The 26,844-nt window shown below is 39.2% G+C and carries 28 protein-coding genes, 1 tRNA gene, 4 pseudogenes and 1 other annotated feature; of the genes and pseudogenes, 23 read left to right on the top strand and 10 right to left on the bottom strand.

What is annotated here, in order from left to right; translation table 11 throughout:
• Positions 1–360: 360 nt before the first annotated feature.
• Together F6K54_RS02305 and nifK are read right to left on the bottom strand one after the other, a co-directional pair.
• Positions 361–1,008: a type I restriction endonuclease subunit R gene (locus F6K54_RS02305; RefSeq protein WP_293073908.1), complete on the bottom strand. Its 648-nt coding sequence runs from the start codon at positions 1,006–1,008 to the stop codon at positions 361–363.
• A gap of 252 nt (positions 1,009–1,260) precedes the next feature.
• Positions 1,261–2,799: a nitrogenase molybdenum-iron protein subunit beta gene (nifK, locus tag F6K54_RS02310; RefSeq protein WP_293073911.1), complete on the bottom strand. Its 1,539-nt coding sequence runs from the start codon at positions 2,797–2,799 to the stop codon at positions 1,261–1,263.
• On the opposite strand from nifK, the gene F6K54_RS02315 reads away from it, so the two are divergent.
• Entirely contained in the window at positions 2,767–3,033 is a 267-nt protein-coding gene (locus F6K54_RS02315; RefSeq protein WP_293073914.1) for a hypothetical protein, read from the top strand. The genes nifK and F6K54_RS02315 overlap by 33 nt on opposite strands.
• On the opposite strand, the gene nifD is transcribed toward F6K54_RS02315, so the two are convergent.
• From nifD to nifU, 3 genes are all read right to left on the bottom strand, one after another.
• Positions 3,030–4,484, bottom strand: coding sequence for a nitrogenase molybdenum-iron protein alpha chain (gene nifD, locus F6K54_RS02320; RefSeq protein ID WP_293073917.1), 1,455 nt, complete (start codon positions 4,482–4,484; stop codon positions 3,030–3,032). The two genes, F6K54_RS02315 and nifD, sit on opposite strands and share 4 nt — an antisense overlap.
• A gap of 208 nt (positions 4,485–4,692) precedes the next feature.
• The gene (nifH, locus tag F6K54_RS02325; RefSeq protein ID WP_293073921.1) at positions 4,693–5,583 is read right to left on the bottom strand and encodes a nitrogenase iron protein; all 891 of its coding nucleotides are present in this window, start codon (positions 5,581–5,583) and stop codon (positions 4,693–4,695) included.
• Positions 5,584–6,072: 489 nt separating this feature from the next.
• The gene (nifU, locus tag F6K54_RS02330) at positions 6,073–6,807 is read right to left on the bottom strand and encodes a Fe-S cluster assembly protein NifU (protein ID WP_293073924.1); all 735 of its coding nucleotides are present in this window, start codon (positions 6,805–6,807) and stop codon (positions 6,073–6,075) included.
• Between the two features lie 457 nt (positions 6,808–7,264).
• Between nifU and rplS the strand changes: the two genes are divergently transcribed.
• The 18 genes and pseudogenes from rplS to F6K54_RS02405 form a co-directional block, all read left to right on the top strand.
• Positions 7,265–7,648 carry a 50S ribosomal protein L19 gene (rplS, locus tag F6K54_RS02335; RefSeq protein ID WP_293073927.1) on the top strand — a complete coding sequence of 128 codons (384 nt, stop codon included), beginning with the start codon at positions 7,265–7,267 and terminating at the stop codon, positions 7,646–7,648.
• Positions 7,649–7,774: 126 nt separating this feature from the next.
• Positions 7,775–7,847: transfer RNA gene (locus F6K54_RS02340), tRNA-Trp, on the top strand.
• Between the two features lie 917 nt (positions 7,848–8,764).
• Entirely contained in the window at positions 8,765–9,358 is a 594-nt protein-coding gene (locus tag F6K54_RS02345) for an IS607 family transposase (RefSeq protein ID WP_293073930.1), read from the top strand.
• The gene (locus tag F6K54_RS42585) at positions 9,300–9,596 is read left to right on the top strand and encodes a helix-turn-helix domain-containing protein (RefSeq protein ID WP_366558027.1); all 297 of its coding nucleotides are present in this window, start codon (positions 9,300–9,302) and stop codon (positions 9,594–9,596) included. Before F6K54_RS02345 ends, F6K54_RS42585 begins: the two co-directional genes overlap by 59 nt.
• Before the next feature lie 46 nt (positions 9,597–9,642).
• On the top strand, positions 9,643–10,089 hold the full coding sequence (locus tag F6K54_RS42590) for a transposase (protein WP_366558028.1): 447 nt from the start codon (positions 9,643–9,645) through the stop codon (positions 10,087–10,089).
• Between the two features lie 58 nt (positions 10,090–10,147).
• Positions 10,148–10,429, top strand: coding sequence for a zinc ribbon domain-containing protein (locus F6K54_RS42595; protein ID WP_366558029.1), 282 nt, complete (start codon positions 10,148–10,150; stop codon positions 10,427–10,429).
• Between the two features lie 199 nt (positions 10,430–10,628).
• Positions 10,629–10,853, top strand: coding sequence for a preprotein translocase subunit SecE (gene secE, locus F6K54_RS02355; RefSeq protein ID WP_293073933.1), 225 nt, complete (start codon positions 10,629–10,631; stop codon positions 10,851–10,853).
• Entirely contained in the window at positions 10,850–11,524 is a 675-nt protein-coding gene (nusG, locus tag F6K54_RS02360; protein WP_293073935.1) for a transcription termination/antitermination protein NusG, read from the top strand. The genes secE and nusG overlap by 4 nt, the downstream gene beginning before the upstream one ends.
• On the top strand, positions 11,524–11,949 hold the full coding sequence (gene rplK / locus F6K54_RS02365) for a 50S ribosomal protein L11 (RefSeq protein ID WP_293060681.1): 426 nt from the start codon (positions 11,524–11,526) through the stop codon (positions 11,947–11,949). The genes nusG and rplK overlap by 1 nt, the downstream gene beginning before the upstream one ends.
• Positions 11,950–12,064: 115 nt before the next feature.
• Positions 12,065–12,781 carry a 50S ribosomal protein L1 gene (rplA, locus tag F6K54_RS02370; protein ID WP_293073937.1) on the top strand — a complete coding sequence of 239 codons (717 nt, stop codon included), beginning with the start codon at positions 12,065–12,067 and terminating at the stop codon, positions 12,779–12,781.
• A gap of 600 nt (positions 12,782–13,381) precedes the next feature.
• Positions 13,382–13,570 (top strand) — a sequence feature (ribosomal protein L10 leader region).
• A 240-nt stretch (positions 13,571–13,810) separates the two neighbouring features.
• A complete protein-coding gene (rplJ, locus tag F6K54_RS02375) occupies positions 13,811–14,383 on the top strand; it encodes a 50S ribosomal protein L10 (RefSeq protein WP_293073940.1) in 573 nt (190 codons plus the stop codon).
• 144 nt (positions 14,384–14,527) lie between these two features.
• The gene (rplL, locus tag F6K54_RS02380; protein ID WP_293073943.1) at positions 14,528–14,932 is read left to right on the top strand and encodes a 50S ribosomal protein L7/L12; all 405 of its coding nucleotides are present in this window, start codon (positions 14,528–14,530) and stop codon (positions 14,930–14,932) included.
• A gap of 9 nt (positions 14,933–14,941) precedes the next feature.
• Positions 14,942–15,067: a hypothetical protein gene (locus F6K54_RS02385; protein WP_293073946.1), complete on the top strand. Its 126-nt coding sequence runs from the start codon at positions 14,942–14,944 to the stop codon at positions 15,065–15,067.
• Between the two features lie 555 nt (positions 15,068–15,622).
• A complete protein-coding gene (locus F6K54_RS02390) occupies positions 15,623–15,721 on the top strand; it encodes a helix-turn-helix domain-containing protein (RefSeq protein ID WP_293073949.1) in 99 nt (32 codons plus the stop codon).
• Between the two features lie 481 nt (positions 15,722–16,202).
• A pseudogene (locus F6K54_RS42600) lies at positions 16,203–16,520 on the top strand (transposase).
• A gap of 5 nt (positions 16,521–16,525) precedes the next feature.
• Positions 16,526–17,044 (top strand): annotated as a pseudogene (locus F6K54_RS42605) (group II intron maturase-specific domain-containing protein); the annotation flags it as partial.
• Positions 17,045–17,053: 9 nt separating this feature from the next.
• Positions 17,054–17,383 carry an HNH endonuclease gene (locus F6K54_RS42610; protein ID WP_366558030.1) on the top strand — a complete coding sequence of 110 codons (330 nt, stop codon included), beginning with the start codon at positions 17,054–17,056 and terminating at the stop codon, positions 17,381–17,383.
• 336 nt (positions 17,384–17,719) lie between these two features.
• Positions 17,720–17,845: pseudogene (locus tag F6K54_RS02405) on the top strand (DUF4277 domain-containing protein); the annotation flags it as partial.
• Positions 17,846–18,133: 288 nt separating this feature from the next.
• Here the strand turns inward: F6K54_RS02405 and F6K54_RS02410 are convergent.
• The 3 genes from F6K54_RS02410 to F6K54_RS02420 form a co-directional block, all read right to left on the bottom strand.
• Positions 18,134–18,307 (bottom strand): zinc ribbon domain-containing protein, encoded by a 174-nt coding sequence (locus F6K54_RS02410; RefSeq protein WP_293073952.1) that lies wholly within the window; start codon positions 18,305–18,307, stop codon positions 18,134–18,136.
• Between the two features lie 369 nt (positions 18,308–18,676).
• A complete protein-coding gene (locus F6K54_RS02415; RefSeq protein ID WP_293073954.1) occupies positions 18,677–18,856 on the bottom strand; it encodes a transposase in 180 nt (59 codons plus the stop codon).
• Positions 18,857–19,295: 439 nt separating this feature from the next.
• A complete protein-coding gene (locus F6K54_RS02420) occupies positions 19,296–19,391 on the bottom strand; it encodes a helix-turn-helix domain-containing protein (protein ID WP_202223267.1) in 96 nt (31 codons plus the stop codon).
• Between the two features lie 431 nt (positions 19,392–19,822).
• Between F6K54_RS02420 and F6K54_RS02425 the strand changes: the two genes are divergently transcribed.
• The 4 genes and pseudogenes from F6K54_RS02425 to F6K54_RS02440 all read left to right on the top strand — a co-directional run bounded on the left by F6K54_RS02425 (position 19,823) and on the right by F6K54_RS02440 (position 23,675).
• A complete protein-coding gene (locus F6K54_RS02425; RefSeq protein ID WP_293073957.1) occupies positions 19,823–20,797 on the top strand; it encodes an acetyl-CoA carboxylase carboxyltransferase subunit alpha in 975 nt (324 codons plus the stop codon).
• A gap of 338 nt (positions 20,798–21,135) precedes the next feature.
• Positions 21,136–21,330, top strand: coding sequence for a hypothetical protein (locus F6K54_RS02430; protein ID WP_293073960.1), 195 nt, complete (start codon positions 21,136–21,138; stop codon positions 21,328–21,330).
• A 41-nt stretch (positions 21,331–21,371) separates the two neighbouring features.
• Positions 21,372–21,767, top strand: a pseudogene (gene folE, locus F6K54_RS02435) (GTP cyclohydrolase I FolE); the annotation flags it as partial.
• Positions 21,768–22,232: 465 nt separating this feature from the next.
• Positions 22,233–23,675 carry a phosphoglucomutase/phosphomannomutase family protein gene (locus F6K54_RS02440; RefSeq protein WP_293073963.1) on the top strand — a complete coding sequence of 481 codons (1,443 nt, stop codon included), beginning with the start codon at positions 22,233–22,235 and terminating at the stop codon, positions 23,673–23,675.
• 948 nt (positions 23,676–24,623) lie between these two features.
• Here the strand turns inward: F6K54_RS02440 and F6K54_RS02445 are convergent.
• Both F6K54_RS02445 and F6K54_RS02450 read right to left on the bottom strand, forming a co-directional pair.
• On the bottom strand, positions 24,624–25,439 hold the full coding sequence (locus F6K54_RS02445; protein WP_293073966.1) for a KilA-N domain-containing protein: 816 nt from the start codon (positions 25,437–25,439) through the stop codon (positions 24,624–24,626).
• A gap of 473 nt (positions 25,440–25,912) precedes the next feature.
• Positions 25,913–26,844, bottom strand: a 932-nt coding sequence (locus F6K54_RS02450; RefSeq protein ID WP_366558031.1) for a transposase, incomplete at its 5' end; no start/stop codon positions are given.

Genomic DNA, 26,844 nt, shown 5'->3' on the forward strand with positions numbered 1-26,844 from the left:
AATCTAATCTTAGGATGACAAATTTTTGTTATTATTTAGGATGACAAATTTTTATTATTATTTTTGTATAGAAGTTATCATTTTGTAGGTTGGGTTGAGGCGCTCACACAGATTATGGCACGGATGCACAGATGAGGTGAAGGATAGCGATATCCCCATCGACTGTAACCGTTAGCGCCAGCTTATCCTTAGGATAAACCCAACATAGCGGGTTTGTAAAGATAATGTTTGTAAGTGTCGAGTTTGTTGTTGGGTTGCGCTGGCGCTTAACCCAACCTACTAATCTTAAAGAATGACAAATTTTTGTTATTATTTTGTTTGTATAAAAATTGGAGCCGATCGCTGTTCAATTTCCATCACTCATTGCTCAATATTGGCACCCATAATTTTGGCAATTTGTTTGAGAATACTTAAAACATCATATAACTGATTCCTGCGAGGTAGTAGTAGATAAAAAACATTAGACAAATCATATTGGGGAACATCTGCCGTCAACATTTTAACAAACATAAACTCATCCCCGCTACCAATCATACCATAGACAGGACGTTCGGGATTGGGGTTTGCCATCATGTAAGTCATTAGTTGAGGTAAAGCCACTGAAAAACCAATAGTAGATTTAGACTCAATCAGGAGAACCCAAAGTTGTTGTGCAATAACTAAAGTATCAATTCGACCGCGTAAAATTTCATCCTTGTCTTCTACTTCTACTTCAACACTTGCTTCAGTAGTGAGGTAGAAAGGTTCATCATATAAACCTGCTAAAGCAAGTAAAGGTCCGATTAGTAATTGATTAATCACACCTTCTGTAAGAGGACTTCGTTTTCTATGACGTAAAAATCGTCCTTGAATTTGGTCTAGTTTCTCTTTTTCTTCAGCAGTTAGCTCAGGTAAGTCTTGTTGCCATTCCGGAAAGAAGAGGTCATTATCTGTAGGAGATAACTTAAACCTTTGCTCAAGGTCACCTAGAGTAGAGATAGTTTTGGAAATGGGGTAAGTTTGAATCATATAGGAATATGGAACAGGTACAGGACTGTAGTTCCAGGATAACTTATCCCTTATGAGCTGTCAAAACAATTGTAGGGACAAACTGCCATTTGCCCCTACAAAAACTTAAGTTCAGTAGGGTTTGTTACACTTCGCTAACACACCCTACAAGATGGCTAATAATCTGTCTCAGATACCCTGCCTAATCCGTATATCCGTGCCATAATCTGTGTGAGCCATTCGCCCCTACAAAAACTATATGGTTAATATGGATTAACGAATCAAGTCAAAAGATGTATCGTTAACACCTAATTCCATGCTACCACGGTCTAACTCATCCAGAATAGTATTAACGATCCAGTTGAGTAGATTGAATGCGCCCTTATATCCTAAGATAGAATAACGGTGCTGGTGGTGGCGATCGAAGATAGGATAGCCGATACGTACTAATGGAGTACCAGTATCACGTTGGAGGAACTTACCATAGGAGTTACCAATCAACAAGTCAACTGGCTCAGTATCCAACAGTGAACGTAGGTGCCATAAGTCCTTACCGATCCAAACTGTAGCTTCTTGGCCGTTGGGATCGTTAGCTAACAATGCTTTAGCTTCTTCTTCAAAACCAGCAACGTTACCATTAGTAACAACAACGTGAACTGGCTGCATACCTAACTCTAGAGTGAAGTTCAACAAGCCCAATACATGGTCAGGATCGCCGTAGATAGCAATGCGCTTACCGTGTAACCAAGCTTGAGAGTCAGTAATAGCATCAACTGCACGACCACGCTCAATTTCTAACTCTTCAGGAATAGCCTTACCAGTTAATTCAGACAATCCCATTAAGAACTCATCAGTACCACGGATACCGATAGGACGATAAGTAACTGTAGTTTGACCGCCTTCTTTCTCTAGGTACTCTAGAGTCTTAGGAGTGGAATATTTCTGGAATGAGATAGTAGCTTTAGCATTGATGGAATCAGCACCTTCTGCCAGAGTTGTACCACCGTTGTACATCTTGAATTCACCCAAGTTAGGAGAATCAAAGCTCTCAGCATTGTCAGCTAAAATGGTGTTAGGAACATCCATCAAAGATAGAATATTCTTCAAATCCCGGATGTTGCCAATGTAAGGATCGAAACCAGGGATGAAGTTGATTTTACCGTTAGTAACTCCCTTCTTCTTACCTTCAGTCAGAGCTACCAAAATACCCTTGAGCATATTGTCATAGCCTGTGATGTGAGAACCAACAAAGCTAGGAGTATGAGCAAAAGGAACTGGGAAATCTTGAGGAACTGCACCTTGATTCTTGGAGGTAGTAATGAATGAACCTAAGTCATCTCCAATTACCTCTGCCATACAAGTTGTGCAAAGAGCAATCATTTTTGGCTTGTACAAAGCATAAGAGTTTGCCAAACCATCAGTCATGTTCTTGAGACCACCGAATACCGCAGCATCTTCAGTCATAGAAGAGGAAACTGCTTGGAATGGCTCTTTGTAGTTACGAGTTAAGTGGGAGCGGAAGTAAGCAACACAACCTTGAGAACCATGTACAAAAGGTAGAGTGCCTTCAAAACCTGCTGCTGCAAAGATTGCACCTAGAGGCTGACAAGCTTTAGCAGGGTTGATAGTTAGAGCTTCGCGAGCAAAGTTCTTTTCGCGATATTCCCAAGTCTTTGTCCACTCACTAACTTTTTTTACTTCTTCCTTGGAAGGACCGCCTTCAAATTCTCTCTTCCGCTCGAACATTTCTTGGTATTCTGGTTCTTGGAAGAGTTGAAAGTGGTCTTTGATTTTGTCTACGTTCTGACTCATGGTGTTTATCCTCTATGGTATTGTTCAGAAGGAAGAAGGAAGAAGGAAGAAGGAAGAAGAATCTCAACCACAACTTCTAACTCCCAATTCCTAGTTAAATCTTTGTTTGTGTATTGGGAATGCCGTAGTGATGGCATTACCACATTTCCTAATAAATTTACAGCAGATTCCACTTTGGTGAGGTACACTCACGCGGGCAAGATGCCCGCACTGGAAACTTCTGACTTCTACTAACTAGCTTGCTTCCAAGGAGCCTTGATTAGGTTCCAAGTTGGGCTGTTGAGAGCTAGATCCATGTCACGAGCGAAGATAGCGAATCCATCATAACCGTGATAAGGACCAGAATAATCCCAGGAGTGCATTTGACGGAATGGCATACCCATTTTCTGGAATACATACTTCTCTTTAATTCCAGAAGCAATTAAATCTGGCTTTAATTTCTTAGCGAATTCCTCGAACTCATATCCACTAACGTCATCATAGATAAGAGTACCTTCTTTAGCATACTCAGCAGTACGCTTGTAGTCATCACCGTGACCGAACTCATAACCAGTACCGATAACTTCCATTCCTAAATCGTCGAAAGCAGGGATAACGTGACGTGGACGTAGACCGCCAACCATCATCATTACTTTCTTACCTTCTAAACGAGGACGATACTTAGCAATTACTGCATCAGCTTGTGCTTGATACCTGGCGATTACTTTCTCTGTGTTTTCTTTGATAGTATCGTCGAAGTAAGAAGCAATTTTCCGTAGAGACTTAGCAATTTGAGTAGGACCAAAGAAGTTGAACTCAGTCCAAGGTATACCATACTCTTCTTCCATGTAACGGCAGATGTAGTTCATGGAACGATAACAGTGGATGAGGTTTAAATTCACCCTAGGAGCCATGAATACTTCGTTGTAAGTACCGTCACCTGTTGCTTGGCTAACTACTCTTAGACCGATTTCATCTAATAATAGACGAGAACTCCAACCGTCACCACCGATGTTGTAGTCAGCGATTAAGGATACGTCATAAGGAGTGGTTTCAAAACCGATCTCTTCGTTAGTTATTTCAGCGGAAGGCTCGTATACCCAGTCACGCACTGTGTCGTTAGCAATGTGGTGACCTAATGACTGAGAAACTCCACGGAAACCTTCGCAACGTACTGGAACAACTGGCTTATTGAGTTCTTTAGCAGCTTTTCTAGCTACTGCTTCGATGTCATCACCAATTAGACCTACTGGGCACTCAGATTCAATTGTGATACCAGCATTGAGTGGGAATAAGTCTTCGATTTCTTTCATGATTTTGGCGAGTTTTTTGTCTCCACCAAAAACGATGTCTCTTTCTTGGAAATCGGAAGTGAATTGCATTGTACCAAAGGTATCAACACCAGTTACACCGTTGTAGTAGTTACGACGACCTGCCCAGGAGTAGTAACCGCAACCAACAGGACCGTGACTTATGTGAACCATGTCCTTAACAGGACCCCAAACCACCCCTTTTGCTCCAGCAAATGCACAACCACGAGTTGTCATTACACCAGGAACTGATTTTACGTTAGACTTAACGCCACAGTCAGATCCTTCTTCTAAAACATTAAGGTGCTTTTTCCGTCTTTTAGCAGCTTTCTCAGGATAAGCTTCTAAGACTTCTTGAATTAACTGTTTGTTCTGTTCGATTTTTTCGGATGTCATGTTACATATCTCCTTTCGGAATATTTGAAGATTTTAGTGTTTTAGTTTTGAATTAGTGAGGGCAGGTATTCTTTGATAACTTCGTGTCTGAAAAACCTGCCCCTACATTAATGATTAATACAAAACTCGCCACTCAATACTTATCTTTATAAGATAGGGTGCGTTTTACACACCCCATTATTTCGGTCTAAGACTTACTTGAGTTTACTTAAGCTTTCTTTTCTGCTGCTAAAGCTGCATCTTGTGCTGCAATTTGCTGCTGACGATCGTCTTCGTCTCCTAATAGACCGAATTCAATTAACAACTCTTCTAATTCATCCATTTCTAGAGGAGTAGGAATAGTTAATTTTTCGTTGTTGATGATCTTCTCAGCTAATGTATTGTACTCTTGAGCTTGGTTATCCTCTGGAGAATACTGTTCAACAGTCATACGACGGATTTCAGCGCGTTGTACAACGTTGTCGCGAGGTACGAAGTGAATCATTTGAGTGTTCAAACGAGCTGCTAAGTTCTCGATTAACTCAACTTCACGGTCAACCTTACGGCTGTTACAGATTAAACCACCTAAACGTACACCACCAGCGTGAGCATACTTAAGAACACCACGAGCGATGTTGTTAGCAGCATACATCGCCATCATTTCACCGGAACATACGATGTAGATTTCTTGAGCTTTGTTTTCACGGATAGGCATTGCAAATCCACCGCAAACAACGTCACCTAGTACGTCATAACTTACGAAATCTAGGTCTTGATAAGCACCTTCTTCTTCTAGGAAGTTGATAGCAGTGATAATACCACGACCTGCGCAACCTACACCAGGCTCAGGACCACCAGACTCAACGCAACGGATTCCAGCGAAACCATCTTTCAATACTTCGTCTAGTTCTACGTCTTCAACTGCACCGCGCTCTGCAGCAACGTGAAGTACAGTAGTTTGAGCTTTAGCGTTTAAGATTAAACGAGTTGAGTCAGCTTTAGGGTCACAACCTACGATCATGATTCTCTGACCGTGACGGTTAGCCATTGCAGCTAGAGTGTTCTGAGAAGTAGTGGACTTACCGATACCGCCTTTTCCGTAAAATGCAATCTGACGCATGATAGATTTTCTCCGTTTTGTTAGTGTGTTTGACTTGATTTTGAATGAATACGATTTTGATTCTGTTAGGACTTACGCATAAATGCTATTTGTAGGGTGTGTTAGCGGTAGCGTAACGCACCGAAACCCTATTGTTAGTGTGTAAGTCCTGTCTGTAAAAGTTTCCTTAGAGTTTGTGTTTGATAGCTGCTGTTTTCTAGGGCTTTTGATTTTACAGATCGCATTCATATATTAATTTTGTTCGTGTAAGAACAGTGTGTATTTAGCAGCAACATTGAGTGCCCGGAGGCGCTCGCCCTAAAGCTTGTGCAGGCATAACCTGCGTGTATATAGTTGTCATTAATGCACCCGTTGTTATTTGTTGTCTGTCGCTCTATTCAGCATAAATTTAATCAAGTTTTACCGATCATCAGTCAACAGTTAATTTTTCTAATTTGGTTGAATAAACCTTGATAGCTGATAACTGATAACTGTTAACTGTTAACTGTTTTAAACTGCTTCTTCTACTACAAGACTTTCGCTTACTCGTTCTTTTAATGTAGCTTCGATCGCTCCTTTTAGTGTCGCCATTGCACTATTACAGGAACCACAAGCTCCTTTTAGTGTGACTAGCACGCGATCGCCATCTACATCGAACAGTTCAACATCTCCTCCATCTGCCACGAGAACAGGTCTCACTTCTTGTTCTAATACTTGTTGAATTAATGTAATTTTTTGTAGATTTGTTAGTTTGCTGGCTGGTTTTGTAGTTGTAGGAGTTTGTTGTACTGTTGGTTCTGGCGTTTCGTAAACCGATGCGATTAGATCGTCAATATCTGCCAGACAAGAACCACAACCACCACCTGCCTTCACATAGTTTGTTACTTCTTCCGCTGTTTTGAGGTTGTTTTCCCGAATTACTCGCTTAATTTTGTTTTCGGTAATTGCAAAACAACTACAAACTAATGCTCCTTCGTCGTCTTCTTCGTGAACTTCTACTTCAATACCTTTATACTTAAATATTGCTGCTTCTAATGCTTCCTCTCCCATGACCGAACAGTGCATTTTTTCTTCTGGCAGCCCTCCCAGGTATCCCGCGATATCCTGGTTTTTAATCTTCATAGCTTCGTCTATGGTTTTGCCTTTGAGCATTGCTGTCAGAGCAGAAGATGAAGCGATCGCACTAGCACAGCCAAAGGTTTGAAATTTTGCATCTAATATTTCATTAGTAGTGTCCAGTAGCATCGGAGCGTGTATAAAATAAAGGTGACACTCTTGAGAAAACCTTCTGCCTCCCCCCCCCCTTTCAAAGCTATGCTTTATAAACATCTTTCTTAACATAAAAATTGACAAAATAGATAAATTATGTTTAAGACTTTAAAAGCCTTTTTCTAGAGAGAAAATGTATTTAAAAGTACATTAATTTTGATAAATTAAGTAATTTTATTTAGATGCTATGACTATTTCTCCCTTCTCTCCTGCTCCCCTTCTCCCCTGCTCTCCGTGTCCCCGTGTCTCCCCGTCTCCGTGTCCCCATTTCTGAGGAGTTCCTTATAAGGGATAGCTTTCAAAGGGGGGTAGGGGGGATGCCTCCTGCCTTCGGACAACCATTGTCTAATTATTCAACCGGACATGATATTAGTGCTTGCTTTGCTCATAATCATTGATATATACTTATTGATTGTGAGTTTTAAAGAATATTATGACAGCCCAAGAAATAATTCGCTCAATTGAAACCGAGGAAATAGAAAACCTCAAACAAGGCTCGAAAAAGAAATTACCTCAAATCTATGTAGGTGACACTGTCAAAGTAGGGGTCAAAATTATAGAAGGAGGAAAAGAAAGAGTCCAGCCCTACGAAGGTACTGTAATTTCCATGCGCAATGGAGGTATCAATGAAACTATTACAGTTCGCCGTGTTTTCCAAGGTGTAGGAGTAGAAAGGGTATTTTTGCTTCATTCTCCTAGGATTGCTAGTATAAAATTAATCCGTCGAGGTAAAGTGCGTAGAGCTAAACTCTACTACTTGAGAAAGCGTATTGGTAAGGCCACCCGTGTTAAACAAAGATTCGATCGTCCTTTATAGTTTCCAACTTGAATGAATGTGGGAGAACGTCACGATGGTTTAACAAATTATTTGAAACTTGATGAAAAGTTATGTTATACTAAACTAAGAAGAGGTCATTAAGGTTTAATCCAAGACCTCAACTATGCGCTCTTAGTTCAGTTGGTAGAACGCAGGTCTCCAAAACCTGATGTCGGGGGTTCGAGTCCTCCAGGGCGCGCTTAATCCTTAAAATTAATAAAGTTACTTTTTGATATTGTAGATATAAAAATTTCTACCCAAGTGACATACTCCCACGCTAACCCCAAAGGTATAGCGTGGGCTTCTCGCTTCATAGTCCTGCCATTGCGTGAGACTCCACGAGCTTTAAGGACGGAATGCCCCGCCGCCCTTTTTGCAAATAAAAAAGCTGCTCACCTAGCGCCACAATAAGATTTTACATTCCCAACAAATTACTAGGATTTCTGGGTATTAACCCCTAATCTTATTTGATTTTCATGGTTCATCACTGGCGGTTGTTAACTCAAACCAGCTTGAGTCTATCATAGCATAAAATTTGTAAATTAATGGGACATCGAGTCCCATTAATTTACCGTCGATTCATCTCACACCAAGTTTTCAATTATGGTGTGAGGCTTCTCGAAGCTCTAGCTAAAATGTAACTCTGGGCCTGCTTTTATAATCTCTGATTTAACGGGAAGGCGGGCTGTTACCTGCAAAAAAACTTATCTCTACAGTAAAGTAACAAGAATTATGCTATAATTAACCTCATCAGGAGCTGATTGCTAGTATCAATAAAATAGGGTAGGCTGTACCCGAATTTACGCTTGTGGACTTGAAGAGATCGGCCTCCCAGGTTGAAGCAAGAAGCAAACATCACCCACCCCCATCCCCTCCTGGGAGGGGAGCTAGAGGGGTGGGTCAGGTTTTACGGAGTTTTGCTGGAATTGTATAGGTATTGTACAGCAGTAGCTGTAATACACACCTGATTGCAGAACCGAGAAAACTCAAGTTCTGAGGTTCAACTGGTGAAGTCCTAGTAATTTCCGATTTGTCGGTAAAGTCTTGAAGGTTAAACAACAGCATAATATTTGTTAACTATTGCTCACTAAGGCTCATTGATGCTAACATGGCAATATGCCATACGTGCCATTAAGAAAAGCAGTCGAAAAATTAGGACTGCACCCAAACACATTGAGGCGATATGCAGACCAAGGGCAAATCGAGACAATCAAGACGAAAGCAGGGCAAAGACTCTTCAACGTCGAATCCTATATTATGGGAGCAACTCAGTCTGCCCTTGTTTGCTACTGCCGAGTCAGCAGCAACAAACAAAAAGACGACCTGCAAAGACAAGTCGCCTATATGCAATCCCTCTACCCAAAAGCAGAAATCATCCGAGACATCGGAAGCGGACTCAACTTCAATAGGATTGGTTTGCGTTCCTTATTGGACAGACTTATGCAAGGAGATCAGCTCGAAATTGTTGTTGCCTGTCGCGACCGACTCACCCGATTCGGATTTGAACTTATCGAATACATGGTCGAACAAAACGGTGGAAAAATCGTGGTTCTCGACCAATCTGAACATTGTCCCGAATCAGAACTCGTGCAAGATATACTCGCCATCATCCACCTCTTCTCTTGTCGCCTCCACGGATTGCGAAAGTACGGTGACAAAATCAAAAAAGATCAGGATTTATCTCAATGCAGAACAGAGAAGAAAAGTTAGGCAGTGGATAGGAACGGCTCGTTTTGTTTATAACAAAACAGTGGAATATTTGCAACAGGAAGGAACAAAAGCCAATTGGAAGAAGATTAAAGGAGGAATCTTAAAGAGTTTACCGGATTGGTCAAAGTCCATTCCGTTTCAAATCAAATCCATAGCCATTCGAGATGCTTGTATTGCAGTGAGGGAAGCCAAGAAAAAGTACAAAGATACGGGAGAAATCCACTCATGTCAAATTTAGGTCGAGGAAGAAACCCGTTCAATCTTGTTACATTCCAAGTTCTGCGGTGACTGAAATTGGAATATATCGGACAATTTTAGGACAGATAAACTATGCCGAAAATCTTCCCAAAGAACACGGAGATTGTCGAATAGTCGTTCATCAAGGATGTTATTATCTTTGTCTGTCAATAGAAGAGCGACCCGAAAAAACCGAGAATCAAGGTAGTGTGGTGGCCCTCGACCCCGGAGTCCGAAACTTCCTCACATTCTTTTCGGAAGATAGTTATGGCTGGATTGGTTCTGAGGATATCGGAAGGATTCAGCGCTTGTGCTATCACCTAGATGATTTGATTTCTCGTTCGACAAAAGCCAAGTCGAAAAAGAAACAGCGAATGAGAAAAGCAGCGAATCGAATCCGTTTAAAAATCCGCCATTTAGTTGATGAATTACATCATAAAGTAGCCAGATTTTTAGTGGATAATTTCGATGTGATTTTGCTGCCCAATGCATGAAGTTTCTCAGATGGTTCTCAAATCTTCACGCAAGATAAGAGCAAAATCTGTAAGACAAATGCTGTCATGGTCTCATTACCGTTTTGAATGTTTCTTGAAGCATAAAGCTATTGAAGCCGGAAAAATGGTAATAGAAGTGAATGAGGCATACACGAGCAAAACCATTTCGTGGACTGGAGAAATCATTCCCAATTTAGGTGGTCGAAAAGTTATCAAAGGAAGTAATGGTTTAAAGATGGATCGAGACTTAAATGGCGCACGGGGAATTTTTCTCCGTGCTTTGGTAGATACGCCCTCTCTGAGAAATTGTCTTTCGGAGTGCATTGTTAGCTTTAGTTAGCAAAATAGTATCGGTAGGCTAGGTGAGTACAGAGCTGGACAGTAGAAAACGGCGGTGGGTTTCATCGTTAACTGCCTGTGGAAATTAAGAGGATGCTCAACCTGGGAAGCAAGAAGCCCTTTTCCGTTAGGGAGGGAAGCCCTGGTTATAGCGTTAGCTTAACTAGGGAGAACGTCACAACTTAGGGAGATAATTTATTGTGGCCAAAAAAGAGGAAGCTAGAGTACAAGAAAACAAGGAAAGTTTCCAACTTCTAGCTTTTTTCAAAGAAACAAAAGAAGAACTAGATAAAGTAGTATGGCCAAGCAGAGAGCAGCTCATTAGTGAGTCCGTTGCTGTACTGTTAATGGTTATTCTATCGGCAACAATCATTTATCTAGTAGATGAGTTTTTTAGTTGGGCAGCTGGGGTGGTGTTTGGATGACATTATATCCAGAAGAAACACAAGATACAACGCAATCAAACCAAGCAGAAGAAAAATCCAGAGAGTTTCTCAAAGGAGAATTAAGGTGGTATGCAGTACAAGTTGCCTCTGGTTGCGAAAAACGAGTTAAGACTAATTTAACCCAGCGTATTCAAACTCTTGATGTTACAGATAAAATATTTAAAATAGAAATACCTCATATACCCGCAGTTAAGCTTCGTAAAGATGGCAGTCGCCAACATAGTGATGAAAAAGTTTTTCCTGGCTATGTATTAGTACAAATGAGGCTAAATTGGCAAGAGGAACAAAAAAAATGGACAATTGATGACGAAGCATGGCAGGTTGTCAAAAGTACCCCACATGTGATTAACTTTGTAGGGGCTGAACAAAAGCGTCGCTATGGAAGAGGTCGTGGTCATGTTAAGCCGTTACCACTGAGTCCTTCAGAAGTAGAAAGAGTCTTTAAACGAGCTCAAGAGCAAGAGCCAATGCTCAAGGTAACAGTGGCAGAAGGAGATCATATTGTAGTTCTCTCAGGGCCATTTAAAGAGTTTGAAGGTGATGTAATTGAAGTAAGTCCAGAAAGAGGTAAATTGAAAGCGCTATTATCCATTTTTGGACGAGATACGCCAGTAGAATTAGAATTTAATCAGGTAGAAAAGCATAAATAATGGCAAAAAAAGTTGTGGCGCTGATCAAGTTGGCTATTACGGCGGGAAAGGCTAACCCTTCTCCGCCTATAGGTCCTGCTTTAGGTCAGCATGGTGTGAATATTATGGCGTTTTGTAAAGAGTATAACGCCAAAACTGCAGACCAAGCTGGTACAGTAGTTCCAGTAGAAATCTCGGTTTATGAAGACCGTAGTTTTACTTTTGTTCTGAAAACCCCTCCTGCAGCAGTCTTAATTAAAAAAGCAGCAGGTGTAGAACGTGGTTCAAGTGAACCAAATCGTACAAAGGTAGGCTCAATTACACAAGCTCAATTGCAAGAAATAGCCCAAACAAAAATGCCGGACCTCAATGCCAATGACATTGAAGCTGCGATGAAAATTGTAGCAGGCACAGCGAGAAATATGGGTATTACGATCGCTGATTGATTCGATTAATTAATCCAGTACCAAAATATCTACATTCTCAAGTAGAAATAGAAGCAAAAGTAAATTGATATTAGGGGGAGAAGCAGAGCTTCGCTAAGTACCCCAGGAGAATAAAATGCCAAAAAAAGTCTCTCGTAGATTACAAGAACTGAGAAAAAAAGTAGAAGAGCGACCTTATGAACCTAACGAGGCACTTCAACTTTTAAAAGAAACAGCTACAGCAAAATTCCCAGAAGCAGCAGAAGCTCATATTCGCTTAGGGATCGACCCGAAGTATACAGATCAACAGCTACGAACTACAGTAGCTCTACCCAAAGGAACTGGCCAAACAGTCCGAATTGCAGTAATTGCCAAAGGTGAAAAAGTTAACGAAGCTCTGGCCGCAGGAGCAGACTTAGCTGGTTCAGAGGAGCTAATTGAAGAAATTAGCAAAGGGATGATGGATTTTGATACGTTGATCGCTACACCTGATGTGATGCCTAAAGTAGCCAAACTAGGACGTTTACTAGGACCGAGAGGTTTGATGCCATCTCCTAAAGGCGGTACTGTAACTGTCAATCTGGCACAAGCTATTGACGAATTTAAGGCAGGTAAGTTAGAATTTAGAGCTGACCGGACAGGTATAGTTCATGTTATGTTTGGTAAGGCTTCTTTTTCTGCAGAAGATTTACTGATCAATTTAAAGGCTTTACAAGATTGTATTGACCGCAACCGTCCTTCTGGTGCAAAAGGTCGCTATTGGCGTAGTATATTTGTATCAGCAACAATGGGACCATCAATTCAAATTGAAGTTAGCGCCCTGCGGGATCTAAAATTAGCAGAAGAAGGTTAATCTAAATTAAGTAAGCGGTCAGGTTTCAGCCGATTTTTTTTGAGATGCCTTCGTTTGCGGAGCATTCAGAAACAGAAAGGAGATTTTAATTCGTATGACGGCCATCCAGCAGATTGAAAACCAGGTATTTTTACCCAACTTTGACGTCGGCAAGGGGTCTCCCGTTATACGAATGTTAACGGGAGGGGAATTGCCGACCAACAAATAAACCGCGTAGCGTCCACTTAGTTTCTTGCATTGTGTACTTTTTTGTGTTATTAGTGATTATATCAGGAGTAGCGGTAATACGCACCTGATAACACCACATAGAAAACAAATAGCGAGTATGGGGTTCAATTGGTGAAGTTAAGCGTCAACCCGTGAAAAGGTAAAACTCTTGAGGGAACGTATCGGAGTACAGAATTGTTTAGTACAAAAGGCGGTGGGTCTCATCGTCTATGTCTGTGGAGGGCTCGCGTGGTTGCACTCCCTTTGAAACAGAAAGCCCGCGTCCGTGAGGTGGGGAAGCCTACATCATAATCTTTGATTTGATGCAGGAGAACGTCACAGCAATAAAGCTGATGGCTGATAGCTAGTTAAATTAAGATTTCTCAAGCTAAAAAAATCAAAATTAAAGAGCTGAAGACAGCAGGTGCTAATAGCTTAATTTCCTGCCGAGGTTCAAGGATTAACAATTCAAAAACAGGTATAAGGGATTTTTTTAGAAATCTCTAATAAATTATTTGTTTTGGATTCATAATTCTTTGCCCTGGCAGATAGTATAGTCCGCCAGGGTTTTTGGTTTGTTAAGTAGGGTAGGCTGTACCCGAATTTACGCTTGTGAACTGGAAGAGGGCGACCTCCCAGGTTGAAGCAAGAAGCAAACATCTCTGACTGGCATTATGAGATTTTATCTAGTGAGTGCCGGAATTGTGTAGGTATTGTACAGCAGGTGATGTAGCGCTACGCGCAAGTCAGAAGTCAGAAGTAATACCTGACTCAGTTTGAGGATTTATAAACGTCCTAATCTATTTTTGTACTGCTATAAATATGGGCAAAACGAAGGAACAAAAACAAGAGATGTTGGCAGACATCAAGCAAAACTTGAGTGAAAGTCAGCTTGCACTTGTAATTGATTATCACGGACTATCCGTGGCAGAAATTACAGATCTGCGTAGACGACTACTGCCTACTGGTAGCTCTTGCACTGTAGCTAAAAATACTCTGATAGGATTAGCAGTTAAAGAAGATGCCAACTGGCAACCTATGGAACAGTTGTTGGCCGGATCTAATGCTTTCCTATTCCTGAAAGATGATATCGGCGGTGCTATCAAAGCGTACCAAGAATTCCAAAAAACCACCAAAAAAACAGAATTTAAGGGTGGTGTGATGGAAGGGCGACTGCTGGATCAAGACCAGGTTAAAGCGATCGCCGATCTACCATCTAAGGAAGAGTTGCTTGCTAAAGTGGCTGGTGCTCTCAACAGTATAGCGACTAAGTTGGCTGTTGGTCTAAATGCTGTACCTACCCAGCTTGCAACTGGTATTAATGAGGTTCCAGCTTCTGTAAATAGAGCTATTAAAGCAATCTCAGAAAAAGAACAACAAGGCGATGGTGCCTAACACAAACAACATGAATTTTTGACTAATATCCTATCAGTTTTATTATGAGAATAATTCCAGTAATTTAACTATATTAAAGGTCATAAAAAGTCAAAGTTCTAGCAAAAAAATAACTACAAACTAACAAAAAATAGGAGATTACTAATGTCTGCAAAAACCGATGAAATTCTAGAACAACTTAAGTCTCTTTCTTTGCTTGAAGCATCTGAATTAGTTTCACAAATAGAAGAAGCTTTTGGTGTTAGTGCTGCTGCTCCTGCTGGTGGCATGATGATGCCTATGGGTATGCCTGGTGCTGGAGGAGCTGCTGCTCCTGCTGAAGAAGTTGAAGAACAGACAGAATTTGATGCAATTCTTGAAGAGTTTCCTTCAGATAAGAAAATTGCTATTCTTAAAGTGGTTCGTGCCATTACAGGTTTAGGTCTGAAAGAAGCAAAAGAGTTGGTAGAATCTGTACCTAAGCCAATTAAAGAAGGTATTGCTAAGGAAGCTGCTGAAGATATTAAGAAGCAATTAGAAGAAGCAGGAGCTAAAGTTACAGTTAAATAGTTATAGGTTATGGCAAAAGATAGAAAACCGATAGCAAAAGATAAAATCTTAATTAGTTCTGAGTTGAATAATTTTGTCATGCTTGGTTTATATATTTTGCTGGTTATAGCTATCACTAATGAAGAAAAAAATTAGATAAATTTCTCTACATAGTAGTAGCAGGATAAGGTGAGAAAATATCACAAGCTTAAAACTCAGAAAAGCCAGATTTTTCCTTCTTGCTTATGCTATAAACTGAGAGATTATTTTGAGGTAATTTTTAACAGCTTGTAGTTGGATACAGGCTGTTTTATTTTTGACTTTGCTAGACTTGAAGAAAGGAGAAATAGGGAAAAAATTTTTTTGGTTTGTCTTTTTCTTTTGGGTTTATAAAAGTTGCCACTATAGTTAGGACATTGGGTCATTTCAGTTATCAGTTGTAATTATGATGATTCATAACGCGAGCAAGATGCTCGCACTAATTTTCCTAATGGAACTTACACAAAATAGAAGTAGAAAATAGGCTCAAATATAGACAGGAAGAGTCTTTTACATCAAAAAGGCATAAATCCTCAATTACCAAGGGTTCTAGCCATTTTTAGGTCATTGACCGAAAAATTGGGTCTCAAGCCTCGCCTTTCAAGGGCGACTTTTTAGTTGCTAAATGTTTCAATAAATATGTTACAATACTATTAATTTAAATATCAGACTATGAAAGCTAGATTTAAGTATCGTATATATCCAACACCGGGACAAAAGCATCGATTAGCAAAGCTATTTGGTTGTGTTTGCTGGCGCAACACTTCGTGAACGTGTTGTTTGGAATGATAGTCTAGCTTGCTGCCTGTGAAAAATACAAACTAGGAAAAAATCAACCCACTAATTCTGAACTACAAAAACTCTTTATTACTCAAGCAAAAAAGACTGAAGATAGAGAGTGGCTTAAAGAAGTTTCTAACATACCATTGCAGCAATCTTTGAATGATTTAAACCAAGGTTATCAAAACTTTTTTAAATCAATAAAAGGCCAGAGAAAAGGTAAGCCTGTTAAACCTCCTAAATTCATGCATTAGAAAGTCATGCGCAACTGCTAGATTTACAAGGGGAGGTTTTAAAGTTGGTCAACATAAAGTTTATTTAGCTAAGATTGGAAAACTCAAGATAGTTTCGCCCGTGAAAGTTACCTGCTCCTCCATCATCAGTAACTATTATCAAGGACTCAGCTAATAGATATTTCTTAAGTTTTGTAGTAGAAACTTGTGCTAAAACCTTGCCTCATACTGATAATTCAGTGGGGATAGACTTAGGCATAAAAACTTTTGCTACATTTAGCGATGGTACGAAGGTTGACGCTCCTAAACCATTGAAAAAACGGATTAAAAAGTAGCCTCTTGCCTCCTCCGGAGGAGCTGCGCTAACAGAGGAGCTGCGCTAACGAAAGTTAAGTAAATCATTATCAAAAAAAACCTTTGGGTCTAAACGATATGAAAAAGCTAGATTGAGAGTAGCTAAACTTCATGCCAAACTCAAAGATACTAGGACAGATTTTCTGCATAAATTATNACTGAACAAGGAGTCCCACAAGGAGGAATTATATCACCTCTGTTAGCCAATATATCACTCAATGGAATCGAATCGCTAGACATAGGGAATAAAAATCCCGCGTATTGCATAAGATATGCCGACGACTTAGTATTCATAATCGACCCCGGATTCACTCCAGACCCAACCAAGAAATGGCATCAAAGAAAACTTGGACAAGTCATCAAAAAGGAGAAAGAATGTATCGAGGAAAAAGTCTCAAGATTCCTACAGGAAAGGGGACTAGAGATCAAGCCAAGTAAGACCAGGCTAGTTAAAGCGACAGATGGATTTGACTTTCTAGGATGGCACTTTTATGTACAGACTAACAACCACAAGTTCAGAAGTGTGCCCTCAGAGGAAAACTTCAAAGCTTTCAGGGAGAAAGCCAAAGCCATAATCAACTCCTCAGCATTTGGAGCCAGAGCAAAAACCAAGAAACTCGCACCAATAATTAGAGGATGGAGAAACTATCATAAATTTTGCAAACTAGATGGAAGTAGGTTCTCACTATGGCACATGAATCACAGAGCATTCAAAGTGTTTAATAAAGAGAAAAAGATGAACAGATATAAAGCAGATGAACTGATAAAGAAAGCCTTCCCCAACCCAGGTTGGAAAGAAAACGACCACATCATGGTCAAAGGTAACAAATCTCCATTCGATGGTGACATCGCATACTGGAGCAAAAGAAACTCCAAACTCTATGATGGCGCAACATCAAAAGCTTTGCAAAGGCAAAACCATAAATGTGAACACTGTGGACTTAGTTTCACAGAAGATGAAAGAGTCGAACTACATCATGTGGACGGAAATCACGACAACTGGAATAAAGAAAATCTAGTAGCTGTCCATCGTAGCTGTCATCAATACATTCACATGAAGCAATGATACCCATATCCGATATGGAGTACAGATTGTCGGGAGCCGGATGCACAGAAATGGGCACGTCCGGATCTAAATGGGAGGTGCGAGGTTTAATAGCCTCCATCGACCCAACCATGTGATTTTTGTTGGCACTACTGAAGCAGCTTCTCTATTAAGTATTTCTGCTCAACGAGTCCGAGTTTTAGTGACATACTCCCACACTATAGCGTCAGCTTAGTGTGGGCTTCTCGTTTCGCAGTCCCGGTACAAAGAAAAAGCATCAGCTAACTTGAGTTATTATAGGTTCATTTTCATTGCTGTTTGCGTAGCATACCGTAGGGAAGTGCTGACTGCTAATAGCTGAATGCTTACGTAGCTGGAATAATTGATGAAATAGGAATAGTTGAGAAAATTAACGAATTAATAGAAGAAAAAAAGACAGAGAAAGTCAGGGCAGGGAAAGTAGTAAAAGCCATGATTTTAAATAGACATCTCCAAAATAAAAATTAAGGTATAATTGTAATGAAAAATTTGTAAAAACTATATACTAATGACTCAGATATAGGAGCATTAATGTTAGAATGAACTCTAATATATGTAGAAAATAAGATAACAAAAAAAATGGATAAATATGGTAAATAATTAACAGTAACTATCTCTAAAACTATAAAGTATTTGACATCCTCCCCGGCTGTTAGGCACGGGGATTCCTACCGAGCCGTAACTCCTCGGCGGGTTGACGTCTCACAGGCTGCTGCTACCTTGGCGGTAGTCTTACACTTGCCTCCACGTCCGTTTCTTGCTCCGCGTTCCCTTGCGCCTTTCGGCGGCGCGGGTTCGGTGCGCTTTTTTGTCTCCGAATGCCCAAGGAGCGACTAATATATTTATCGCTGCATTCTCATCTCTATCATGTTTTGCACCGCAGTTGAGACACTCCCATTCTCGCACCTTAAGGTCTAGCTTGCCACCTTTAAAGCCACAATTTGAGCAAATTTGAGATGTAGGTTCAAGGGCGACTAATTACTCTGAAATCGCGACCATATTTTTCTGCAATTCCATCTAAAAAAGTCCGTATGGGTTCTCCATCCTAAATCTGATACCCACCCCTCTTGCTCCCCTCCCGGGAGGGGATGGGGGTGGGTTGCGGTTTTTAATCATACCAGATACATTGTCATACTTCTAAAACAACTGTTTGGTTTTCACGAATTATTTTAGTAGATAATTTATGTAGAAAATCTGTCAAGCGTATCTTTCAGCTTTGCATGGAATTTAGCTACTCTAACCCGTGCTTTTTCATACCTTTTAGATCCTTTAGTTTTATGAGATAGTGACAAACTTTACCTTTCTTAATTTCTTAATTCGTTTCTTCAGTGGCTTAGGAGCATCAACCTTTGTACCATTGCTAAATGTCGCAAAAGTTTTAATACCTAAATCTATGCCTACTGAATTATCAGTTCTCAGTAAGATTTCTGGTTGTATTTCTACTACAAAACTCAAGAAATATCTATGAGCTGAATCTTTGATTACTGTTACTGATGATGGAGCAGCAGGTAATTCTCACAGGCGATACAATTTTCAGCTTTCCAATCTTAGCGTTGCTAGGAACTTTGTGTTGACCAACTTTAAACCCTCATGCATGTAAACCTAGCAGTTTGCTTTGATTTTCTACTTTTAAATCGCGGAGCGTTGCGAGGAACGAAGCAATCTGGAGGTTTAATAGGTCTGCCTTTTCTCTCACCTTTAGTCGATTTGAAAAAATTTTGATAAGCCTGGTTTAAATCATTCAAAGATTGCTGCAATGGTATAGCAGAAACTTCTGATAACCATTCTCTGTCTTCAGTGTTTTTTGATTGAGTGATAAACTGTTTTTGTAATTGAGAATTATTGGGTTTCTTCTCTCCTAATTTATACTTTTCACAGGCAACAAGCTAGACTATCATTCACTCGCCACACGGACACAACCAAATAGCTTTGCTAATCGGTATTTTTGTCCCGGTGTTGGATAGATACGATACTTAAATCTAGCTTTCATAATTTGACTCTTAAACTAACAATATGATAACATATTTCTTGAAATAAAATCAACTACTAAAAAGTCGCCCGCTTATGGGCGAGGCTTTAAACCCAATTTTCTGGTAAAAAATGACTATCTGGATGATTAGGCGATCGCTCCTTGAAAGATAGTTACAGTAGGGCTTGCTGAAAAAGTCTTTTTTAAGGAGTAGGGGAGTAGGGGAGTAGGGGAATATTTTTTTTTGCCCAACTATGCGCTCCATGCATGACCATGAAGAGCTGAAAACTAAGGTATTTCAGACCTAAAAAGGCTAAAACCAATATCAGTCAATGCTTTAAAATTAAATCAGCAAGCCCTAAAGTAATTGCTTGAGAATTTTTGGAGATGTCTACTGATGAACTGTGGTAAACTTAACAATGTTAATGTGGAACCTAAAATAGAAACTCGGTGTGCCCAAATCAGAACGTAAAATTCTCCTAGATTTTGAAAAGCCTCTAGCAGAATTAGAAAACCGTATAAATCAGATTCGCGAACTAGCTAAAGACTGTAGTAGTGTAGATGTCTCTGAGCAAATTAGCCAACTAGAAGCTAAAGCAACTCAACTACGTCAAGAAATTTTTAATGGTCTTTCCCCCGTACAGAGGCTACAGTTGGCTCGCCACCCAAGGCGACCAAGCACTCTTGATTATATCCAAGCTATTTGTGATGAGTGGATAGAGTTACATGGCGATCGCGGTGGTAGTGACGATCCAGCAATAGTAGGGGGCTTGGCCAGAATAGATGGAAAGCCAATTATAATTATTGGTCATCAAAAAGGACGAGATACCAAAGATAATGTAGCCCGTAATTTCGGTATGGCCTCAGCAGGAGGGTATCGCAAAGCAATCAGATTGATGGAACATGGCAATAACTTTGGAATGCCAATATTGACATTTATCGATACTCCTGGTGCATGGCCAGGTATAGAAGCCGAAAAATTGGGACAAGGAGAAGCGATCGCTTACAACCTACGAGCAATGTTTCATCTGGATGTACCAATAATTTGTACAGTGATTGGAGAAGGTGGTTCAGGTGGGGCCTTAGGAATTGGAGTGGGCGATCGCTTACTCATGTTAGAACATTCTGTATATACAGTTGCTAGTCCTGAAGCTTGTGCAGCAATTCTATGGAAAGATGCTGGTAAAGCTTCTCAAGCAGCAGATGCTTTGAAAATAACCTCTTGGGATTTAAAAAATATAGGGATTATAGATAGTGTCATCCCAGAACCAAATGGTGGCGCTCATGCTAACCCATTACAGGCAGCAGAAAATCTCAAAAAGGCCATAGTTAGTAATATAGAAGAATTAACTAAGATAAGCAGTAAGGAACGCCGAAAACAACGTTATCAAAAGTTCCGTTCCATAGGAGTATTTTTGGAAACTTAAAAACTGAAATTGATTTTGTCTTCTGGTCAACCGCTTCGTGGAAGTCAAAAGTCACAAATTATTACCCCATTAATAAAAGATTGATTTTTCTACGGATGAATCTCTTGTCTCTGTCTCCAGTTAATTTTTTTGATTAAATCCACAAGATGGATAAGAAAGATGATTTTTAGTGACTTAAATCTGCTTCCAAATGCATGAAGTTTCTCAGATGACAATTCATACTAGCAGAAAGCTCAGAAGTAAATCAGTTAGACAAATGTTGAACTGGGCACACTATAGGTTTGAACTTTTCTTAAAGCATAAAGCTGTTGAATACAACAAATTCGTTGTAGATGTAAGTGAAGCCTACAAAGCGCAAAACCGTTAGCTGGACTGGTGAAATCCTCAACAATTTAGGTGGCAAAAAAGTTGTGAGTGGTAATGATGGTTTTCGCCTCGAACGCGACTTAAAGGTCCCGCGTGGAATCTTGATCATGCATCGTGGTAGAGAAATTTTCTACCACATTGGGAGATACCCCCTCAGTAAGTTTTAATCTTGCTGTGCATTGTTAACAATTGTTAGCAAAATAGTATCGGTCATAACGAAATGGTTCTAGTTAGAGATATCAATCTTTTTAGTCTTTGTGAACATCATATGTTACCATTTATGGGAAAAGCTCATGTAGCTTATATTCCCAATCAAAAAGTAGTAGGTCTTAGTAAACTAGCTCGGATTGTGGAAATGTATTCCCGTAGATTGCAAGTTCAGGAGCGACTCAACCGTCAAATTGCTGAGGCAATTCAACAAGTTTTAGAACCAAAAGGTGTTGCAGTTGTCATAGAAGCTACTCATACGTCTATGGTAATGCGAGGAGTACAAAAGCCTGGTTCTTGGACTGTTACCAGCGCTATGCTTGGTTTATTTGAAGAAGATCAGAAACTTAGAGAGGAATACTTGAGCTTAATTCGCCATCAACCTGCATTTTTTTAATGGCTATTCATTAATGGATAATGAATAATGAATAATGGATAATTACCTCTGGTTAAAACCTTTACTGAATTGAATATAAGGAAATCTGATTTCTTCTTTCTCCTTACTCATGAGAGGCTCTAAACTTTTGTGGATTAATTATTAATTATCAATTATCCATTGGTAACTGAATGCCCAGGGAATAAGGAAGCAACTTTTCTTATTTCCCTCTTATTTTCGACAATAATTATGTATAGAAAAGTAGGGTAAAAAGCTGAGAGTTAAAGCAAATATAGCAATATGATTTTAGTTGTGAGATATTGGAGACTTTTGTTTTAGGTATGGAGGGAATAGGGAAAAAACGAAGAAATAAGAATAAAAGAACTGCTATATTCTATGCTTTAAAGGAACACCTCAATTCTCACATCTGATTCGGTGATTGCTATAATTAAACAAACAAATCTATATATTAAAGAGATTTATGGTATGGCTAAACCAATAAAATTTGGAACAGATGGCTGGCGCGGTGTTATAGCTGATGATTTTACTTTTGAACGGGTTTCTTTAGTAGCTCCAATCGCAGCGCGAATTTTAGAGAAAAATTATGCTGGTTCTACGAATAATAGTAAAACAGTAATTGTTGGCTATGATCGTAGGTTTATGGCCGAAGAATTTGCCCAAGTTGCTGCTGAAGCTGTTCAAAATGTAGGGTTTGATGTGCTGTTAACAGAAACTTATGCTCCTACTCCTGCTTTTAGTTGGGCAGCATTTGAAAAACAAGCTCTTGGGGCAATTGTTATGACTGCTAGTCATAATCCAGGAAAATATTTAGGGTTAAAAGTAAAGGGTGCTTTTGGTGGGTCAGTTCCTCCAGAAATTACACAACAAATAGAAGAATTATTAACAGTTGAAGTAGAAAAAAATCCGGTTCAGGGGAACAAAATAGAAACTTTTAATCCTTGGCCGAGTTATTGTGAAACTCTACAAAAAATGGTAGATATTAACAACATTAAGTCTGCTATTAATGAGGGAAAATTAAAAGTTTTTGCAGATGTAATGCACGGTGCTGCGGCTGGAGGGTTGCAAAAGATATTGGGAGTAGAAATTCAAGAGGTTAATGGTAATCGCGATCCTTTATTTGATGGTGGTGCCCCTGAACCTTTGCCTCGCTATTTGAGTAAACTTTTTAAAGAAATGAAAAGTTATCGAGCAGCAAATAAGGGAAATTTATCAATTGGATTAGTGTTTGATGGAGATAGCGATCGCATTGCTGCTGTGGATGGTGAGGGTAATTTTCTCAGTTCCCAAATTTTAATTCCTATTCTGATAGAACATCTAACAACTAGGCATGGGTTTAGTGGGGAAGTTGTAAAAACTATTAGTGGTTCCGATTTATTTCCCAAGGTGGCACAATTATATAATATGCCAATTTTTGAAACTCCCATTGGTTATAAATATATTGCCGACCGGATGTTGTCAACTCAGGTGCTTGTGGGTGGAGAAGAGTCTGGGGGTATTGGTTATGGTACTCATATTCCGGAAAGGGATGCTTTATTATCAGCACTCTATTTGTTAGAAGCAGTGGTAATGTCTGGTGAAGATTTAAGTGCAATTTACGGGAAGCTCCAAGAAAAAACAGGTTTTAGTTCTGTTTATGACAGGATAGATTTACCTTTGCCTAATATGGAGGTGCGATCGCGTTTGTTGGAGCAGTTACAAAATTATCCTTTGACAGAGGTTGCTGGACAAAAAGTGGTTGATTGTTTGACTATAGATGGGTATAAGTTGCGGTTAGCTGATGGTCGTTGGTTATTGATTCGGTTTAGTGGTACTGAACCTGTTTTGCGACTTTATTGTGAAGCTGCCGATATGCAACAGGTGAAGCAGACTTTGGAATGGGCTAAAAATTGGGCTAATAGTATTGCCTGACTTAAACTTTTTTGCATACTAATTAAGTAGGGTTTGTGTATGGAAAGTCTTTTTGCTCTTTGTAGGGAGTAGGAACCCACCCCTCGCCCCTCCCCCTCCCTGGAGGGGAAAAAGGAAGTAGAAGAAATGGGAATTACAGAGTCAGTGGCCCAAATAATAGTAAGAGTGATTTTTCGGGTAGCAAAAGCCGAAAATGCTCACTTTTTGTAAGCATTCAGCCGTCAGCTATCAGCTATCAGCTATGAATTATTAACTCATTATCTTGGAAGAAGGAATTAGTCGTCAAGGAGAATTAAAAGTTATGTTTGCGTAGCATTCCGCAGGAAATGAAATGTTTCTGTCAGCTAACCTTAGTCTTTGCTTGACTCTTTAAAAAGCTGATAGCTGTTTGCGGAGCATTCCGTAGGAAATGCTAATAGCTGAATGCTTACCACTTTTTTAACCTGCACTTGCTCAAAAGCTCATACTTTTTCCAGACATAAATTACCTCAAACCAATACCAGTCAATACGCGCGATATTTAATCAGCAAACCCTAATTAAAAATTATCGGTTATCGACAGAAAAAAAATCAAATTTCTTGTATTTATGGAATTGTTACGACAGGAAGTAATTGGAAGTTTTGAAGGTTGATAAAAAATCAAATTGAGATTGAAGCAGGAGAGCATTTTATTGGGAATTTGGAATCTCTGTTTGGAATTTTAATTTATATCATTGAAAATGCTTGTTCTGATTGATTGTTTCGTAAAATATGGGCTATTATAGGGAGTTTCATATCACTCAAGTACACTGCTAGCAGACAAAATTACTATAGTAATAAGTAGAATTATTTAAGTCTGTAGAACTTGTAAATCCTAATCTCAAAAGAATTTTATAATTAAGATAAAACCAAAATATCTATTCCACCTGAGGGCAAATGAAGCAAACATAAACATTCACTATTTGTGAAATTAAACCTTTGTTTTAAGTCTTTTGAAAACTGGCTTAACTTCATAACCAATAGCTTCTGAAATTAACTTGCATTCTTCTGGAGTAACAAATTTTCTGACATATTCAGGAAATTTTTCTGGGATGTAAGTTTCTTCTAACCACTGATGAAATTTTCCGAGTAATTCATAGGGATAAATATTAGCAAGCTGTTCACCTCTTTTATCTGGATAATGGTGAATATACTGTTCAAAATCTGTTTCATATCCGTTCTGTCTTAGCCAATAACACCAAGTCAGACCTACTGAAATGTCAATAGTTGCTTTATCATGTAAAGGAACATTTTTAGATTCCAATTTCCTCATTAATTTACCAATTTCTTCAAAAACACACCATGTACTTTTTGGTAGTTCAGTTTTCTGTTCAAATAACTTTAAGCGTTCGTACCAAACACGTTGGTAAGGATGCAAATTTATAGGTTCTTGAGTAGCAGGTTTTTGACCTGTGAAAGGCCATTGCTCGATCCACTCAGACACCATCATTTCAATTTCAGGTGAGAGCCACATAGCAAAAGAAACAGCAAGCTTAGGATGAATCCAAACTTCTTGATGTTTACCTTCTCCTGTTTTTTCCACAAGCTCATAAACCTCTAGCTTAGTTTTATTCGATAAAAGCTCTATGTATTCAGTTGTTCTATTCTTTTCAAACCAGCTATTAGGATTTCTGTACTTTCCTGTTTTCTTTTTATATGCTCTCGCTAATTTAGTTGCATTAATATAGCCATCATAATTGCGCTGAGTAACTACTAATTCCCCAACAGGGTGTTCAATGTAGTTCATTCTAATTTATCCTTTTTGAAATAATTTACTTAATTTGTAAAATAACAAGTAAATATTAGGTAGCATTTTCCGAACTGAAAAGTTCGTCAACCACTAATCATAGAATAAATTTTTGCTGTGGGGGTAATTTACTATAATTTTAATCTATGAAAAAATATTATTGACACGAATTAACTCTCCCTTAAATATCTCAAATCCGCTAATAACTTTATGAATACAATGAGCAAAATTTTCCCAATAACGCTCGTATAGATAAATAATAATTCCAGCATAATTGGGATAGACATAATGTGATTTTATATCTGTATGATTTAGGGTTAAAATCCTATGATTTTCTTTAATGTTGACATACTCCCCGGCTATCAGGCACGGGGATTCTCACAAAAAGTGATTCTTTGCTCATCGACACAGCTTACTAAATTAAGTTGCCCATCATTAGCAGAGACTGTTGTCTCCCAAAGCATTCCCTATTACTAGGAGGTTTCTGAATGCCCTTCAGTACCTTGATTCCACTCAATACCTATTATTTCTAATCCACGGCTCAAGATGTTTCGTGCTGCGTTTGTATCACGACATATTTCAGCATTACAACTGGGGCAAACATGAGTACGAGTTGATAAAGTTTTCTTAACTCTATGCCCACAATTAGAACAATCTTGAGAAGTGAATTTGGGATTTACGGAGACAACCGCTTTGTCCCAAATTTTTCCATAATATTCTAGCCATTGAGTGAATTGATACCACGCTGCATCAGATATTGACTTTGCCAAATGATGATTTTTGACCATGTTTTGTATCTTTAGATCTTCATAGACGACAACATCGTTAGATGCTACTACGCACCGGGCTTGCTTAATGCTCCAGTCTTTACGCTGCCTACTTACCTTCAAATGGCACTTGCCTAGTCTTTTTCTGGCTTTGTGGTAATTGTTTGATTGAGGTTTTTTGCCCTTCACAAACTTCTTACTTAATTGTCGTTGCCGACGTTTTAATTTTTTCTCTGACTTCCTTAAATATTGAGGATAAACAACAGCATTATCTTTTTGGTCTTTGTAGAAATATTTTAATCCTAAATCAATACCTATAACATCACCAGTATAATTTCCTGGTTCTTTTCTATTAGCGTCTATACAAAATTGACAATAATAGCCATCTGCACGTCTAACTATTCTCACCCGATTAATTTTTAACCTCAATAAATCTTCTCTTGTATCTTTATTACAATACAGAGAAAACTTACCAGATTTCAACTTATCAGTGAAAGTAATAAACATACAGTCATCTGATAATTTGGTGGAGTCGAGTAGGGAATCGCTCCCCCACCCTCTCCTACAAAACCGTGCTTGCAAGTTTCCCTGCACACGGCTCCTCAATTGTTTGACACTTGTCATGTGACCTCTTACCC

Origin of the sequence: Okeania sp. SIO3B5, from assembly GCF_010692555.1 — a bacterium.
In the GTDB taxonomy this organism is placed as follows: Bacteria; Cyanobacteriota; Cyanobacteriia; order Cyanobacteriales; family Microcoleaceae; genus Okeania.

Excerpts from the sequence above, each read along its gene's own strand:
- rplS (WP_293073927.1), top strand. The coding sequence starts at position 7,265 with ATGACAGCCCAAGAAATAATTCGCTCAATTGAAACCGAGGAAATAGAA.
- rplL (WP_293073943.1), top strand. The coding sequence starts at position 14,528 with ATGTCTGCAAAAACCGATGAAATTCTAGAACAACTTAAGTCTCTTTCT.
- F6K54_RS02440 (WP_293073963.1), top strand. The coding sequence starts at position 22,233 with ATGGCTAAACCAATAAAATTTGGAACAGATGGCTGGCGCGGTGTTATA.
- nifK (WP_293073911.1), bottom strand. The coding sequence starts at position 2,799 with ATGAGTCAGAACGTAGACAAAATCAAAGACCACTTTCAACTCTTCCAA.
- F6K54_RS02390 (WP_293073949.1), top strand. The coding sequence starts at position 15,623 with ATGAAAGCTAGATTTAAGTATCGTATATATCCAACACCGGGACAAAAG.
- F6K54_RS02420 (WP_202223267.1), bottom strand. The coding sequence starts at position 19,391 with ATGAAAGCTAGATTTAAGTATCGTATCTATCCAACACCGGGACAAAAA.
- rplK (WP_293060681.1), top strand. The coding sequence starts at position 11,524 with ATGGCAAAAAAAGTTGTGGCGCTGATCAAGTTGGCTATTACGGCGGGA.
- F6K54_RS02385 (WP_293073946.1), top strand. The coding sequence starts at position 14,942 with ATGGCAAAAGATAGAAAACCGATAGCAAAAGATAAAATCTTAATTAGT.
- nifH (WP_293073921.1), bottom strand. The coding sequence starts at position 5,583 with ATGCGTCAGATTGCATTTTACGGAAAAGGCGGTATCGGTAAGTCCACT.
- F6K54_RS42595 (WP_366558029.1), top strand. The coding sequence starts at position 10,148 with ATGCTGTCATGGTCTCATTACCGTTTTGAATGTTTCTTGAAGCATAAA.
- nusG (WP_293073935.1), top strand. The coding sequence starts at position 10,850 with ATGACATTATATCCAGAAGAAACACAAGATACAACGCAATCAAACCAA.
- F6K54_RS02305 (WP_293073908.1), bottom strand. The coding sequence starts at position 1,008 with ATGATTCAAACTTACCCCATTTCCAAAACTATCTCTACTCTAGGTGAC.
- nifD (WP_293073917.1), bottom strand. The coding sequence starts at position 4,484 with ATGACATCCGAAAAAATCGAACAGAACAAACAGTTAATTCAAGAAGTC.
- rplJ (WP_293073940.1), top strand. The coding sequence starts at position 13,811 with ATGGGCAAAACGAAGGAACAAAAACAAGAGATGTTGGCAGACATCAAG.
- F6K54_RS42610 (WP_366558030.1), top strand. The coding sequence starts at position 17,054 with ATGAACAGATATAAAGCAGATGAACTGATAAAGAAAGCCTTCCCCAAC.
- rplA (WP_293073937.1), top strand. The coding sequence starts at position 12,065 with ATGCCAAAAAAAGTCTCTCGTAGATTACAAGAACTGAGAAAAAAAGTA.
- F6K54_RS02445 (WP_293073966.1), bottom strand. The coding sequence starts at position 25,439 with ATGAACTACATTGAACACCCTGTTGGGGAATTAGTAGTTACTCAGCGC.
- nifU (WP_293073924.1), bottom strand. The coding sequence starts at position 6,807 with ATGCTACTGGACACTACTAATGAAATATTAGATGCAAAATTTCAAACC.
- F6K54_RS02345 (WP_293073930.1), top strand. The coding sequence starts at position 8,765 with ATGCCATACGTGCCATTAAGAAAAGCAGTCGAAAAATTAGGACTGCAC.